The organism is Serratia sp. K-E0102 (genome assembly GCF_029962625.1).
GTDB classification, from domain to species: domain Bacteria; phylum Pseudomonadota; class Gammaproteobacteria; order Enterobacterales; family Enterobacteriaceae; genus Serratia; species Serratia sarumanii.
On record NZ_CP124754.1, the window covers coordinates 496,811 to 510,598 of the forward strand.

Genomic DNA, 13,788 nt, shown 5'->3' on the forward strand with positions numbered 1-13,788 from the left:
CAGCCCAAACCTACCCCAAATCCCCCCCATTGCTGGCAATCACCTTTTTATACCACCAGAACGATTTCTTGCGGGTGCGGGCGAGGGTGCCGTTGCCTTGGTCGTCGCGGTCGACGTAGACAAAGCCGTAGCGTTTGCTCATTTCGCCGGTTGAGGCGGCCACCAGGTCGATGCAGCCCCAGGTGGTGTAACCCAGCACCGGCACGCCGTCGGCGATGGCGTCGGCCATGGCGCGGATGTGTTCGCGCAGGTAGCTGATGCGGTAGTCGTCTTCTATCTCGCCTGCTGCATTGAACTCGTCGTGCGCGCCCAGGCCGTTTTCCACCAGAAACAGCGGCTTTTGGTAGCGGTCGTACATCATGTTCATGGTGATGCGCAGCCCCAGCGGATCGATGCCCCAGCCCCAGTCGCTGCGCGGCAGGTGCGGGTTCGCCAGCGATTTCACCACGTTGGCGGCGCTGCTGTTGTTGTCGTTCATGTCGGCGGAGGCGCAGCGCGAGGCGTAGTAGCTGAAGGAGACGAAGTCGACGGTGTGCTTCAGGATGTCGGCGTCTTCCGGTTCCATGACGATGCTCACGCCTTTCTCGCGGAAGACGCGAGCGGCGTAGGAGGGGTAAGCGCCGCGCGCTTGCACGTCGATAAAGAACAGGTTTTCGCGATCTTTCTCCAGCGCGGCCCACACGTCTTCCGGCTTGCTGGACCACGGGTAGAAGTTGCCGCCGGCCAGCATGCAGCCCACCTGGTTGGCGGGGTTCACTTCGTGGGCGATGCGCGTCGCCAGTGCGCTGGCCACCAGTTCGTGGTGCGCGGCCTGGTATTTCACCTGTTCGGGGTTTTCGTCCGCTTCAAACACCAGCCCCGCGCCGGAGAACGGGCTGTGCAGCAGGATGTTGATCTCGTTGAAGGTCAGCCAGTATTTCACCAGCCCGTCGAAGGCTTCGAAGCAGGTGCGGGCGTAGCGGGTGAAGAACTCCACCATCCTGCGGCTGCGCCAGGAGCCGTATTCGGTCACCAGGTGCATCGGCACGTCGAAGTGGCACAGGGTTACCAGCGGCTCGATGCCGTATTGGCGGCACTCTTCGAACAGGCTGCGGTAGAAGGCGATGCCTTCGGGGTTGGGCGTCAGCTCGTCGCCGTTGGGGTAAATCCGGCTCCAGGCGATGGAGGTGCGGAACACGGTAAAGCCCATCTCCGCCATCAGCGCGATGTCGTCGCGGTAGCGGTGGTAGAAATCGATGGCGTCGTGGCTGGGGTAAAACTCGTCATCGCGCAGGCTAAAGCGCTTCTCCAGCCCGAGTTTGACCGCCATGCGGTGCGGGCCGTGCGGGATCATATCGACGGTGGTCAGCCCTTTGCCGCCCTCGCGATAGCCGCCTTCCGCCTGGTTGGCGGCTAAAGCGCCGCCCCATAAAAATCCTTTAGGGAATGTTGAATCGGACATGCAATCCTCTGGTGTCTCAATGCGTTGCGCTGGCGGCGTTCGCCGCCGGTGCGGTTTGGCCGGGCGCGGCGGCGTTTTCCGGCAGATCCTCGAAGCCCAGTATTAGCGTGAGCGCGAACGACAGCACCACCGAGAGCGCCATCACCGCCACCACCCACACGATGCTCATCGGGTTGGCCGGATCGAAGAACTGCACGCTGGTGAACAGCCCGGGCGAGGCCATCGAATGGCTGGCCAGGCCGCCGATGCCGGCGACCGCGCCGCAGACGAAGCCGCTGATCAGGCTGGCGATCAGCGGCCGCTTCAGGCGCACCGCCACGCCGTACAGCGCCGGTTCGGAAATCCCCGCCACGATGGCGGAGGCGGCGGCGGCCAGCGCGGTCTGGCGCAGCTCGCGGTTCTTGGTTTTCAGCGCCACCGCCAGCGAAGCGCCGCCCAGCGACAGGTTGGCGCCGATCTCCGAAGGCATCACCATGCCCTCTTTGCCGGTCTCGGCGATGGTCTGGATGATGGTCGGGGTAAACACCCGGTGCATGCCGGTGATCACCAGCAGTGGCCAAATCGCCCCCATGATGGCCACGGAGAGCCAGCCCAGGTAGCCGTGCACGGTGTAGACCAGCGCAGAGATGCCGCTGCCGATCCAGATACCGAGCGGGCCGATAAGTAGAATGGCGATCGGCGCGGCGATCAGCACGATCAGCATCGGCTTGAGGAAGTTCTTGGTCACCGCCGGGGTGATGCGATCCACCCCGCGTTCGATGTGCGACAGGATCCAGGTCATCACCAGCGCCGGGATCACCGTGTAGGTGTATTTCACCGCCGTCACCGGGATGAAGGCGAATTCCACCGCCTGGCCCTGCGCCGCCTTGGCCATCAGATCGATAAAGTTGGGATGCACCAGCACCCCGGCGATGGCGATCGCCAATGACATGTTGGTTTTGAACTTCAGCGCCGCCGAGGCGGCGACCATCACCGGCAGGAAAAAGAACGCGCCGTCGCCGATCACGTTGAGGATGACGAGGGTCGAGGAGCCTTTCTCAAATACCCCGGCCATATCCAGGATCATCGCCAGCAGCTTCACCATCGAGCCGCCGATGATGGCGGGGATCAGGGGCGACATGGTGCCCACCAGCGCGTCGAGAATGCCGGCGCCGATGCCCTTCAGGGTGAGTTGGCGTTTCACCGGGGCGGCGGGGGCCGCCGCGCCCGGCATGCCGAGCGCCAGCACCGCCTGATAAGCCTTGGCCACCTCGTTGCCGATGATCACCTGGCACTGCTCGCCGCTGTGCACCACGCCCAGCACGCCGTCGATGGCCTTCAGCGCCGGCGTGTCGATCCGCGTTTTGTCTTTCACCACGAATCTCAGGCGGGTCATGCAGTGGGTCACGGCCTCGATATTGCCCGCGCCGCCCAGGGCGCCCACGATGGTGTGCGAGATCTCTGCGTAGTTCTTCGGCATGGCGTGTCGTCTCTCAGATAGCAATTCGGATAGCCCAAAGGCGCATATTTACTGCCTGGGCGATCCGTCGTTCCATCTGTATGAAACGCCCATAAGAAACCGGTTTCACAAAATCATGTATTGGTGTTTTGTTGTTGGCAAGAACTATGATTTTTGGCGTTTCGTTTTCGTGATCTGGATCGTCAGAGGTGAGTGCGCACCGACGCTCAGGGGCGTGAAAGCGTTCCAAACGCCGGGCGTCTTGGGTAGACTGCGCTGAACCCATGGATTTTGGCGGCGCACAGATGGCAACGATACTCGAGGTGGCGAAAAAGGCCGGCGTTTCAAAGGCGACGGTGTCGCGCGTGTTGTCCGGCAGCGGCTATGTCAGCGAGGAGAAACGCGCGTTGGTGGATAAAGCCATCGCGGAAACCGGCTATCGGCCCAACCTGCTGGCGCGCAGCCTGGCGACCAACACCACTCAAACCCTCGGCCTGGTGGTCACCAATACCCTCTACAGCGGCAACTACTTCAGCGAACTGATGGCGCAGTCGGCGCGCATCATGGAGGCGAACGGCCGCCAGCTGATCCTGGCGGACGGCAAGCACACCGCCGAAGAGGAGCGGGCCGCCATTCAGTTTTTGCTGGATCTGCGATGCGACGGGGTGATCATCTATCCGCGTTTTCTGTCGATCGCGGAAATGGACGAGATCGTCTCCCAGCACCGCCAGCCGATTCTGGTGATCAACCGGCGGCTGCGGCTGAACGACAGCTACTGCATCTTCAGCGATCAGCACGCCGCCGGCGCGGCGGCGGTGGCGCACCTGATCGCGCGCGGGCATCGCGACATCGCCTTTATCACCGGCTCGCTCGATTCCCCCACCGGGCTGGAGCGGCTTTCCGGCTACAAATCCGCGCTAGCGCAGCAGGGCATCGCGGTTAACGAGGCGTTGATCGTCGAGGGGAAATGGCACGCGCAAAGCGGCGTGGCGGCGGTCGATGCGCTGCTGGCCGGCGGGCAGCCGTTCAGCGCCATCGTCGCCGGCAACGACGAGATGGCCATCGGCGCGATGAAGCGGCTGGCAGAGCGTGGCGTGGCGGTGCCGGAGGCGGTATCGGTCATCGGCTTCGACGACATCCCGCTGGCGCCCTATACCGTGCCGTCGCTGTCGAGCATGAAGATGCCGGTCACCGAGATGATCCAGGAGACCATCAACCGCCTGCTGTCGATGCTGGACGGCGGCGAGCTGAGCAAGCGCCCCAGCTTCCCGGCCAGCCTGATCGAGCGCGAGTCGGTGGCGGCGGGGCCGTATTGGGGTGGTAACTGATCCATCCGCGCCTCAATAGACAAACCCGACGGCCGGCCTTATATTGCTAATGAGAATCACTATCAAAAACCTCGCCGACGGTCGGCGTCATCATTCACAGGCAGGGCGAACATGTCTACGTCCCCCCAGCGGTTACTGCAGGAATATCATCAGCAAGCGCAGGACTATGCGCTGTCGGACATGCTGCGTGCGCGGCGCGGCGTGTTGGCCGCCGATGTCGACATCGAGCTGGATGAACCCCACCGCGCGGGGCTGAAGATCGTGGTGATCCGCCGCGGGCGTCTGCGCTGTGAAAGCGGAACGGGGCCGCAGGTGGAGCTGAACGGCCCTTCGCTGTTGCTGGCCGCCGGGCGGGACGACTTCGTGTTGAACAACCTGTTCCAGGCCGGCGAACCGCTCGATTATACCCTGCTGCAGTTCTCAGCCGCCTGGCTGGAGCAGAACGATGTCCGCCTGCCGCCCGGCCTCGATGGGCGGCGGCATGCGCAGTTGGTGCCGCTGGCGGCGCCGACAGCGCTGATCGGCCAGGCCCGGCAACTGTTCGCCTGCCCGCTGCACGAGTCGCAGCGCGGGCTGTGGTTCAGCGCCAGGGCCAACGAGCTGGCGGCGCATTGCCTGCATCAATGCTGGAACCGCAGCGCTGCCGCGCCGTCTGTTGGCGTGCACCTAGCCGCGCGCGATGTGGCGCGCCTGCAGCTGGCGCGCGAAATCCTGTTGGCGGAGATGGAGCAGCCGCCGAGCCTGGATCAACTGGCTCAGCGCGCCGGGTTGAACACCCGCAAACTCACGCAAGGGTTCCGCCAGCTGTTTGGCGCCAGCGTATTCGGCCTGCTGCAGGAGCACCGGCTGCAAACCGCTTGGCGCTTGCTGAGCGAGCAGGATCTGCACGTTTCCACCGTCGCCTGGCAGGTGGGTTATACGCCGGCGCACTTCTCCGTCGCCTTCCGCAAGCGTTTCGGCGTCATGCCCTGCGACGTCAAAAAGCGTTAGCCACGCAATCGAAAGAAAAAGTCTCGCCGGCGAAAGCCTTTACGGATGAGGACGTCCGCCGCTTTTGGCTACAGTAAGCGCCTTTGCTGTGGAGGATCTCATGCTGAGTGACCTGCGGGCGCTGACGCGTCCTTTCCGCATCATGCTGTATTCCGCGCTGGCGCTGCAGGCGCTGGCCGGCGTCAGTTCGCTGTTTCCCTGGCTGGCGATAGCCCGGCTGGTGGACGCCGATCCGGCGGCCTATTCCTTCTGGCTTGGCGTCGCCGCCGGTGGCCTTGCGCTGTGGCTGTTCGCCCAAACGCTGGCGCTGCACCTCACTCATCTGCTCGACGCGCGTTTGTGTCATCGGCTGCGCAGCCAATTGGCCGCCAAGCTGGTGCGTCTGCCGCTGAACTGGTTTGTGCGGCAGGGCGAGAGCGGCGCCGCCCGGGCGCTGTCGCAGGACATTCAGGCGCTGCATCAGCTGGTGGCCCATGCGCCGGCGGAGTTGGTGCAGCTGGCCGTGGTACCCGGCTGCGCGCTGGCGCTGCTGGCGGCGGTGCAGTGGCCGCTGCTGCTGTTCGCGCTGATACCTTTGCTGGCGGCCGCGCTGCTGTTTCGCGTCATCCGTTCGCCGCGACTGCGGCCGGCGTTTGAACAACGCGATCGGGCGTTTCGGCAGTTGAACGACGATTATCGGCAGCTGGCGGCGCATCCGCTGTTGGCGCGCCAGTTTCCCGGTGCGGGCATCGAAGCGCGTGCGCGGCAGAGCCTGCGGGGCTTTCTCGCCGCCTTTCACCGTTGGCTGCGGCGTATCGGCGCGCTCGGCGCCGTGACCCAATTACTGCTCAGCGCCGCGCTGTCGGCCGGTTGGCTGTTGCTCGGCGCCCGCTGGCTGGCGCCCAATCTCACGCTGGCGGAGCTGGCGCTGTTCGTGTTGCTGTTGCGCAGCGTGGCGCAACCGGTGATGGCGATGGGGCACGGCGGCGATGCATTGCGCGCGGCGACGCTGGCCGCCGGCCGCATTCGGGCGCTGCTGGCGCATCCCGAAATACGCTGGGGAGGGCGCTCGACGATCGCTTCGGCGCCGCAGGGGGCGGCGCTGCAGCTGAGCGATCTCGGTTGCCGGCAGGACGAACGCTGGTTGCTGCAGGGCGTCAATCTGGCCGTCGAACCGGGGGAATGGCTGGCGATTGTCGGGGCGTCGGGCAGCGGTAAAAGCACGCTGCTGCGGTTGATCGCCCGTTATAGCGAGCCGGATAGCGGAACGGTATCGCTCGACGGCGTGCTCGCCGACGCGTTCTCGGCGCAGGCATTCAATCAGATGGTGGCCGTGGTGCCGCAGGAGAATACGCCGCCGGCGATGTCGCTGCGCGACAACCTGACGCTGTTCGTCGACGGGGCCGACGATGCGCAGCTGCGGCGCGTGCTGGCCGCGCTGGGGCTGGCGGCGCGTTTGCAGGATAGGTTGGACGATACGCCTTCGCTTTCCGGCGGGGAGGCGCAGCGTCTCGCCATCGCCCGGGCGTTGCTGGCGCGGCGGCCGCTGCTGTTGGCCGACGAACCGACTTCGGCGCAGGATCAGCAAAATCGCGAACGCATTCTGACGGCGCTGGCGCAGCTGCCCGCCACCCGGCTGGTGGCAACGCACGACGCGGAACTGTGCCGCCGCGCCGATCGGGTGGCGGTGCTGGCGGAGGGGCGGTTGCTGGCGGTCGGCACGCCCGCCGAGATGGCGGATCATCCGGCATTGTTGGCGGCGTTGGCCGAGCGCCAGGAGGCGGACGATGAAGTTTGAGTTGGTGAAAGCGTTGGCCCCGGCGCTGTTGCTGATGGCGCTGGCCGCCGCGTTGGATGGCGTCTGCGCCTTGCTGCTGGCGGCAGCGGTGGCGAACTGGCAGCAAAATCCCGGCCATTGGCTAGGGCTGCTGGCGCTGGCTACGCCTCTCTTGCTGGCGGTGCAGTATGCGGCGGCCTCCCGCGGTTTCTTCGCCGGCGGCGCGGTGATGAGCGCGTTGCTGCGGGCGCTGTTCCGCCGTCTGCCGCGCGCGCTGTCGCCGCAGGAGCAGGCACCGGGTCTGTTGGCCGGGGCCATCGGTCAGACGATGTCGGCACCCGCGCACCTGCTGGCGCCGTTGGTTGGCGCGGTCGTCACGCCGCTGGCGCTGATCGCCGGGCTGGCCTGCCTGAGCCCGGGAGTGGCGCTGATGCTGCTGGCGGCCTGCGTGCTGTTGATGCTGGTGTTGCGCGGTTCGGCGGCCCGGCTGCACCGGCGAGAGCGAGAGCTTGGGGAGGCCAATCAGAGTATTGAAGGGGCGCTGATGCAGTTTGCCCGTCATCAGGCATTGCTGCGCTTCGGCTACGGGCAGGCGGCCGCCGCCGAGGCGTTGACGCAACGGTTGGATGACCATCATCGGGCGCACGCCGCGCTGCTGCGCCAAAGCTTGCCATATCACCTGTTGTTCAGCGCCGGGCTGCAGCTGACGCTGTTGGCGGCATTGTGGTTCGGTGCCCATGAGGTGCTGGCGCAGCGCCTGAACGTCGCCCAATGGCTGGCGCTGATGATTGTCCTGGCCCGCTTGTTGGAGCCGTTGCTTCAGCTTTCTCACCTCGATCAGGCGCTGCGTCAGTTGAAGAGCGCGTGGGCGCAACTGCGGCAGGCGCTGGCGTCGCCCGCGTTGCCGCTGCCGGAACGGGACGGCGCCGCGCCGCAGGACGACGGCATCGCGCTTGAGGCGCTGAGCCTGGCGGCGGCGCACGGCGGCTGGCGGCTGCGGGAAATAGGCGGAGCCTGCGCCGCCGGAGAGATGTTGGCGATCGTCGGCCCTTCGGGCGCCGGCAAAAGCAGCCTGCTGAGCCTGATGGCGCGCACGCAGGATCCGACGGCGGGGCGGGTGTTCTACGGCGGCCGTGACGTGCGCGCGCTGTCGGCGCGGCAATTGGCGGGCGGTCGCGGCGTGATGTGGCAAGACAATCGCCTGCTGCGCGGCAGCGTGCGCTGGAATCTGACCCAGGGGCGAACGGATATCGGCGATGAGCGTCTGCTGGCGCTGTTGGCGGCGCTGGATCTGCCGCCCGACGTGCTGGAAGAAGAGGTCGGCAGCGACGGCGATCGTTTCTCCGGCGGGCAGAAGCAACGGCTGTGCCTGGCGCGCACGCTGCTGCAGGGGGCGCCACGATTGTTGTTGGACGAACCGGGCGCCAGTCTGGATCTGCGCAACGCCGAGCGCGTGGCGGCCCTGCTGGCCGGCTGGCCCGGCACGCGGGTCGTCGTCACCCACGATCCCGCGTTGGCCTGTCGGGCGGATCGAGTGTGGGTGCTGGAAGGCGGGCGGCTGACGGCGGCGGGCAGCCCGGATGCGCTGCGCGAGGCGGGGGGCTGGTTCGCCCGTTTCTGCCAGGCGAAAATGACCGGCGATCGATAGAGAAACTCCGGCAATCGAAAAAGTCGCGGCGGCCGTTTTGTTAGATTGATAACGATTATCATTTAACAATAACAACCAGGGAAAAACATGCGACTCATTCACCTCTCACCAGTGGCGGCCGCGATGCGCCGCGGCGCGTTGCTGTGCGCGCTGTGCGGCACCGGGGCGCTGGCGCAGGATGCGCCGGCCAAAACGGACGTAAAAGAAGATACCCTCACCGTGACCGCCGGCGCGGCGGCGCGGGATGACTATGTGGCTCCCGGCGTCACCACGCTGGGGAAAATCCCGCTGAAACCGCGTGAAGTGGCCCAGTCGGTCAGCGTGATCGATCGCCAGCAGATGGAGCAGCAGAATCTCACATCGCTGGATGCGGTGATGACGCGCGCCACCGGCGTCACCAGCGCCCCCTTCGTGTTGCTGACCACCGCGTGGTATGCGCGCGGCTTCAAGATCGATTCGTTCGAACTGGACGGCGTGCCGACGCTGCTGGGCAATACCGCCAGCTCGCCGCAGGACATGGCGGTGTATGAGCGGGTGGAGATCCTGCGCGGCTCCAACGGCCTGCTGCACGGGCTCGGCAACCCGGCGGCCACGGTCAACATGGTGCGCAAGCACGGACTGGCGCAAAACCGCGCGCAGTTTACCACCAGCGCCGGGAGCTGGAATCAGTATCGCGGCGAAGCGGACGTGGGCGGCCCGCTGAACGCGTCGGGCAGCGTGCGCGGCCGTGCGGTGATGGCATGGGAAGATCGCGATTATTTCTATCGCGTCTCGGATCAGAAAACCCGTTTGCTGTATGCCACCGTCGACGCCGATCTGACGCCGGATACCCTGCTGCGTGTCGGCGCGCAGTACCAAACCATCGATTCCGTCACCAATATGGCCGGGGTGCCGATGGGGAAAGACGGCAGCGATCTGCACCTGCCGCGCAGCACCTATCTGGACGTGGACTGGGATCGCTTCAAATGGGACACCACGCGGCTGTTCGCCGCGGTGGAGCATCGGCTGAACGACGACTGGCAGGCCAAGCTGAGCGGCGACTATCTGCACGCCAAGTCTCGCCTGCTGTATGCCGGCGCCTGGGGCAACGTCGATCCGGCCACCGGCGACGGCGCGGCGCTGATGGGCGGCGCCTATCGTTTTCGCAATCAGCAGCTGGGGCTGGACGCCAGCCTGAACGGCAAGATCGACGCCTGGGGGTTGCGGCACGAGCTGGTCGTCGGCGCCAGCTACACCCATGCCGAAGAAGAACAGTTCACCGCACGGTTTGATTCTGTGTTTCAGGTGCCGGTGAACGTCTACCGCTGGGATCCGCACGGCGTGCCGAAGCCAGCGATCGGCGCTTACAGCTCGCCGGGGTCGACCAAAACCGTTCAGCGCGGGGTGTACGGCATGGGCCGCATTAAACTGGCGGAGCCGCTGACGCTGGTGGCCGGCGCGCGCGAAAGCTGGTGGCAACTGCGTTCGCCCAGCGACACTTTGGAAGAGAACGCGCGTCTGACCCCCTACGGCGGCCTGATCTGGGATTTCGCCAAAGACTGGTCGTGGTATGCCAGCTACGCCACGGTGTTTCAGCCGCAGAGCGGCAAAACCTGGAGCGGGCAGATGCTTAAGCCGGTGGAGGGCCGCACGCTGGAAAGCGGGGTGAAGGCGTCGCTGATGAATGGCGCGCTCAACCTCTCGGCCGCGGCGTTCCGCATCGATCTGGAGAACAACCCGCAGGTGGATCCCGATCACCCGGGCGGCGGTTTCGATACCTGGTATATCAGCGGCGGCAAGGCTCGCAGTGAAGGCTTCGAGCTGGAAGGGCGCGGATACCTCACGCCATGGTGGGACGTCACGCTCGGCTACACCTATACCGACACGCGCTACACCCGCGACGCCGGCAACCAGGGGCGCGCCTACAACAGCCTGACGCCGCGTCATATGCTGCGGCTGTGGAGCGATTACGACCTGCCGTGGGATCAGCGCAAGTGGAGCATCGGCGGCGGCATCCAGGCGCAGAGCGCGTTCAGCAGCGCCAATGGCGCGACGACGCTGCGCCAGGGCGGCTATGCGCTGGTCAACGCACGGCTGGGGTATCGCATCGACGAGACCTGGTCGGCGGCGCTCAACGTCAACAATCTGTTCGATCGCCGCTACTACGCCGGGCTTTTCTCGCCGCAGTGGAACAACCGTTACGGTGAACCGCGCAACCTGATGTTCACCGTCAAGGCCGAGTTTTGATGAATATGCGCGTATGGGCGGCGTGCCTCGGCAGCGCCATGGGGGGCGTTACCCTGGCGCTGCTGTTGGCGCGCGGCTATCCCTCGGCCGACCCGCTCGATCGGCTTTACGGCGCGCTGTTTCTGGCGTTGTTCGGCGGCATCGCGTTGCTGACGTATAGCCTGCTGGCGCCGGACTGGCGTCGCACGCTGCTGCGCGCCTGGTTGTGGTGGCCGCTGCCGTTGGCGCTGCTGGAGGCGTGGCGATGAACGCCGTCGCGCGACGGGCTTTGGCGGCGCTGCATCGGGGCTGCGGCGCGTTGTTCGGCTGCGCGCTGTTCGTGGTCCTGTTCACCGGCTGCTGGAGCCTGGCCGGCGACAGCTTCACGCTGTGGTGGAACGGCGTGACGATGAGCGGCGAGCAACGGCCGTTGACGCAGCTGCTGGACGACGCGAAAGCCTACGGTGAAGACGGCGCGGCGCCTTACGTCATGCTGCCGAGCGCGCGTTATCCGGTGATTCGCTTTTGCCGCGCCCCGGACGACTGCGCCCTCGCGTTGAGCGCCGTCAGCGGGCGGCTGGTCAGCCTGACGGCGCCGACCACGCTGTTGGTGACGCTGCACAAGAACCTGTTTCTCGGCTTTCCCGGTCGGGTGTTTCTCAGTTTGTTCGGCATCGCGTTCGCTTTGCTGCTGATCAGCGGGATTGCGCTGCATGGTCGACGGCTGCGCCAGCTGTTGCAGCTGCGGCGGCGTCAGGGGCTGCGGGTGCTGCTGTTCGATCTGCACAATCTGTTGGGGCTTTGGTGCTATCCGTGGCTGGTGATGTTCGCTTTGACCGGCGCGTTATCCGGCCTCGGCGCGCTCGGTACTGTGCTGCTGGCCGACCGCGTCAGCCCCGGTGCGCCGCAGCGGGTGATGGCGCAGCTGATGGGTGGTGCGCAACCTGCACCGCCCTTGCCTGACGCCGGGCGTACTCTTGCGCAGACGATGGCGGCGCTGCGGCGCCAGGCACCGGAATTTACGCCGCAAACCCTGCAGCGCGCGCCGGATGGTGCATTGCTGGCGGTGGGCGGCGTCACTCGCGGTATTCCCAGCAGCGCGCTGTTCGAGCAATTTCGTTTCGGCAGCGGCGAGCAGCCGGCGCTGATGCGGCGCAGCGCCGCTCATCAGGGGCCATGGACGCGCGCGTTCATCGCCGTTCAGCCGCTGCACTATGGCCAATACGCCTGGTTGCCGCGGGCGGCGGCGGCGGTGAGCGCGCTGCATTTTTTGGCCGGGTTCGGCGCGGCGACGCTGGCGCTGAGCGGGCTGGGATTGTGGTGCCTACGGCAGCCGCAGCGCCGTGCCGCGCGCTTTATCACCGGCGTCTGCTGTGGTCTGACGGTGGCGGGAAGTCTGCTGTTGGCCGCCCGGCCGCTGGCGGCGTTCCCTGCCGCCTGGCTGTTTTGGGGAATGTGGGGCGCGGTGGCGCTGTTGGCGTGGCGAGTTTGGCCGGGGTGGTTATTGTTCCTCAGCGGAATGGCCAGCGGTACGGCGCTGCTGGTGGCGGCGCTCGGCCATATGCTCAGCGCCGGCCCCGGCCTGTACTGGCTGGACAGCGCTTTACTGTTAGTCAGCGCGGCTCTGTTCGCCGCCGGCTCCTTGTTATGGCAATCGCGCGGTGCCTGGCCGCGCCAATTGGAGTAAAACATGCGACAACTATTGCAACATCGGCATCTGGTGCTGACCCTGGGGCTGCTCTATTTTAGTCAGGGCATCCCGATCGGCATCGCCATGGATGCGTTGCCGACCCTGCTGCGCCATGACGGCGCCAGCCTGCAGGCGCTGGCGTTTTTGCCGCTGGTGGGGTTGCCCTGGGTGGTGAAGTTTCTTTGGGCGCCGCTGGTGGATAATCACTGGTCGCCACGCTTCGGACGCCGCCGCAGTTGGATTATTCCGCTGCAGTGCGTGGTGACGCTGTGCCTGATCCTGCTCAGCGCGGTCGGCATTTCCGCGGCGGCGGCAGGGCTGTGCGTCGCGCTGCTGGCCGTCGCGTCGCTGGCCAGCGCTACGCAGGATATCGCCACTGATGGCATGGCGGCGGAACACGTCAGCGGTGAGTTGCTGTCGCGCGTCAATGCCATTCAAATCGCCGGGGTGATGAGCGGCTTCTTCGTCGGCGGGGCGGGCATGATGATGCTGAGTGCCCGGGTAGGCGTGCAGGGTGCGCTGCTGGCGATGGCGATCTTCCCTGCCGTCAGCCTGCTGGCGATTGGCCGCTTCCGACAACACGCCGATCTGCCGCCCGAACGCGCCGATTCGCGTCCGGCCAGCCTGCTGCGCACGCTGCGCCGTCGCGGCGCGGCGCGGTTGCTGACGCTCACGCTGCTGTCGGCGGTGACCGCGGTATCCGGCTTCGGGTTGGCCAAGCTGTTTTTAACCGATCACGGTTGGACGCCGGCGCAGGTCGGCCAGATCGGCATGGCCGGCGGCATGGTGACGCTGGTGCTCGGGTGCGGTGGCGGCGCCTGGCTGGTGAGCCGGCTCGGGGTGTGGAAGGCGTTCGCGGTTGGCCTGGGTTGTGCGCTTTGCGCCTCGCTGTGCTGGCTGGCGATGGCCAACTGGGGTCTGCAATCCGGCGGCGTGATCGCCGCGGTGATGGGAGGCGCGCTGGCTTCCGGAGTGACCTCGGTCGCTATCATGACTGCCGGCATGCAGTTCGCTGCGCAGGGCGATCAGGCGGGCACAGACATGACCATGGTGCAAAGCTCGCGCGATATCGGGGAAATGGTCAGCAATATGCTGATGGTGGGGATGACCGCCAGCCTGGGCTACCGTTTTTCCTTCGCGTTGGCGGCCGCTTTGGCCGTGCTGCTGCTGGGCATCAATCTGGCCAGCAACCGGCACCCTGCGGCGGTGCGGCGGCAAGAAGAGTAGAGGAGATAGTTGGGGCCGGTTAAACCAGCTATCGATGTTTAACTGCGGCGAGCTGAGCAAGCGCC

The 13,788-nt window shown here is 66.0% G+C and carries 10 protein-coding genes; 8 read left to right on the forward strand and 2 right to left on the reverse strand.

Annotated elements, in window-relative coordinates:
• Positions 1 to 10: 10 nt before the first annotated feature.
• A complete protein-coding gene (locus SSARUM2_RS02260) occupies positions 11 to 1,441 on the reverse strand; it encodes a 6-phospho-beta-glucosidase (RefSeq protein ID WP_060439139.1) in 1,431 nt (476 codons plus the stop codon).
• 16 nt (positions 1,442 to 1,457) lie between these two features.
• Positions 1,458 to 2,900 carry a PTS cellobiose/arbutin/salicin transporter subunit IIBC gene (gene ascF, locus SSARUM2_RS02265; protein WP_060439138.1) on the reverse strand — a complete coding sequence of 481 codons (1,443 nt, stop codon included), beginning with the start codon at positions 2,898 to 2,900 and terminating at the stop codon, positions 1,458 to 1,460.
• A gap of 284 nt (positions 2,901 to 3,184) precedes the next feature.
• Here ascF and SSARUM2_RS02270 point away from each other — a divergent pair, with 284 nt between their 5' ends.
• From SSARUM2_RS02270 to SSARUM2_RS02305, 8 genes are all read left to right on the forward strand, one after another.
• On the forward strand, positions 3,185 to 4,207 hold the full coding sequence (locus SSARUM2_RS02270; RefSeq protein ID WP_122302052.1) for a LacI family DNA-binding transcriptional regulator: 1,023 nt from the start codon (positions 3,185 to 3,187) through the stop codon (positions 4,205 to 4,207).
• A 111-nt stretch (positions 4,208 to 4,318) separates the two neighbouring features.
• Positions 4,319 to 5,197 carry an AraC family transcriptional regulator gene (locus SSARUM2_RS02275; protein ID WP_033652802.1) on the forward strand — a complete coding sequence of 293 codons (879 nt, stop codon included), beginning with the start codon at positions 4,319 to 4,321 and terminating at the stop codon, positions 5,195 to 5,197.
• Positions 5,198 to 5,297: 100 nt separating this feature from the next.
• Entirely contained in the window at positions 5,298 to 6,974 is a 1,677-nt protein-coding gene (locus tag SSARUM2_RS02280) for an ABC transporter ATP-binding protein (RefSeq protein ID WP_060422629.1), read from the forward strand.
• Entirely contained in the window at positions 6,964 to 8,601 is a 1,638-nt protein-coding gene (locus SSARUM2_RS02285; RefSeq protein WP_049195544.1) for an ABC transporter ATP-binding protein, read from the forward strand. Before SSARUM2_RS02280 ends, SSARUM2_RS02285 begins: the two co-directional genes overlap by 11 nt.
• A gap of 87 nt (positions 8,602 to 8,688) precedes the next feature.
• Positions 8,689 to 10,827 (forward strand): TonB-dependent siderophore receptor, encoded by a 2,139-nt coding sequence (locus SSARUM2_RS02290; RefSeq protein WP_185744075.1) that lies wholly within the window; start codon positions 8,689 to 8,691, stop codon positions 10,825 to 10,827.
• Positions 10,827 to 11,075 carry a hypothetical protein gene (locus SSARUM2_RS02295; RefSeq protein WP_033652804.1) on the forward strand — a complete coding sequence of 83 codons (249 nt, stop codon included), beginning with the start codon at positions 10,827 to 10,829 and terminating at the stop codon, positions 11,073 to 11,075. Before SSARUM2_RS02290 ends, SSARUM2_RS02295 begins: the two co-directional genes overlap by 1 nt.
• The gene (locus SSARUM2_RS02300; protein ID WP_060439136.1) at positions 11,072 to 12,493 is read left to right on the forward strand and encodes a PepSY-associated TM helix domain-containing protein; all 1,422 of its coding nucleotides are present in this window, start codon (positions 11,072 to 11,074) and stop codon (positions 12,491 to 12,493) included. The genes SSARUM2_RS02295 and SSARUM2_RS02300 overlap by 4 nt, the downstream gene beginning before the upstream one ends.
• 3 nt (positions 12,494 to 12,496) lie before the next feature.
• On the forward strand, positions 12,497 to 13,723 hold the full coding sequence (locus SSARUM2_RS02305; protein ID WP_041037719.1) for a RhtX/FptX family siderophore transporter: 1,227 nt from the start codon (positions 12,497 to 12,499) through the stop codon (positions 13,721 to 13,723).
• The last annotated feature ends 65 nt before the right edge of the window (positions 13,724 to 13,788 follow it).

Bases quoted from the DNA above. Each gene is read 5' to 3' on its own strand.
- SSARUM2_RS02260 (WP_060439139.1), bottom strand. From the start codon at position 1,441: ATGTCCGATTCAACATTCCCTAAAGGATTTTTATGGGGCGGCGCTTTA.
- ascF (WP_060439138.1), bottom strand. From the start codon at position 2,900: ATGCCGAAGAACTACGCAGAGATCTCGCACACCATCGTGGGCGCCCTG.
- SSARUM2_RS02270 (WP_122302052.1), top strand. From the start codon at position 3,185: ATGGCAACGATACTCGAGGTGGCGAAAAAGGCCGGCGTTTCAAAGGCG.
- SSARUM2_RS02275 (WP_033652802.1), top strand. From the start codon at position 4,319: ATGTCTACGTCCCCCCAGCGGTTACTGCAGGAATATCATCAGCAAGCG.
- SSARUM2_RS02280 (WP_060422629.1), top strand. From the start codon at position 5,298: ATGCTGAGTGACCTGCGGGCGCTGACGCGTCCTTTCCGCATCATGCTG.
- SSARUM2_RS02285 (WP_049195544.1), top strand. From the start codon at position 6,964: ATGAAGTTTGAGTTGGTGAAAGCGTTGGCCCCGGCGCTGTTGCTGATG.
- SSARUM2_RS02290 (WP_185744075.1), top strand. From the start codon at position 8,689: ATGCGACTCATTCACCTCTCACCAGTGGCGGCCGCGATGCGCCGCGGC.
- SSARUM2_RS02295 (WP_033652804.1), top strand. From the start codon at position 10,827: ATGAATATGCGCGTATGGGCGGCGTGCCTCGGCAGCGCCATGGGGGGC.
- SSARUM2_RS02300 (WP_060439136.1), top strand. From the start codon at position 11,072: ATGAACGCCGTCGCGCGACGGGCTTTGGCGGCGCTGCATCGGGGCTGC.
- SSARUM2_RS02305 (WP_041037719.1), top strand. From the start codon at position 12,497: ATGCGACAACTATTGCAACATCGGCATCTGGTGCTGACCCTGGGGCTG.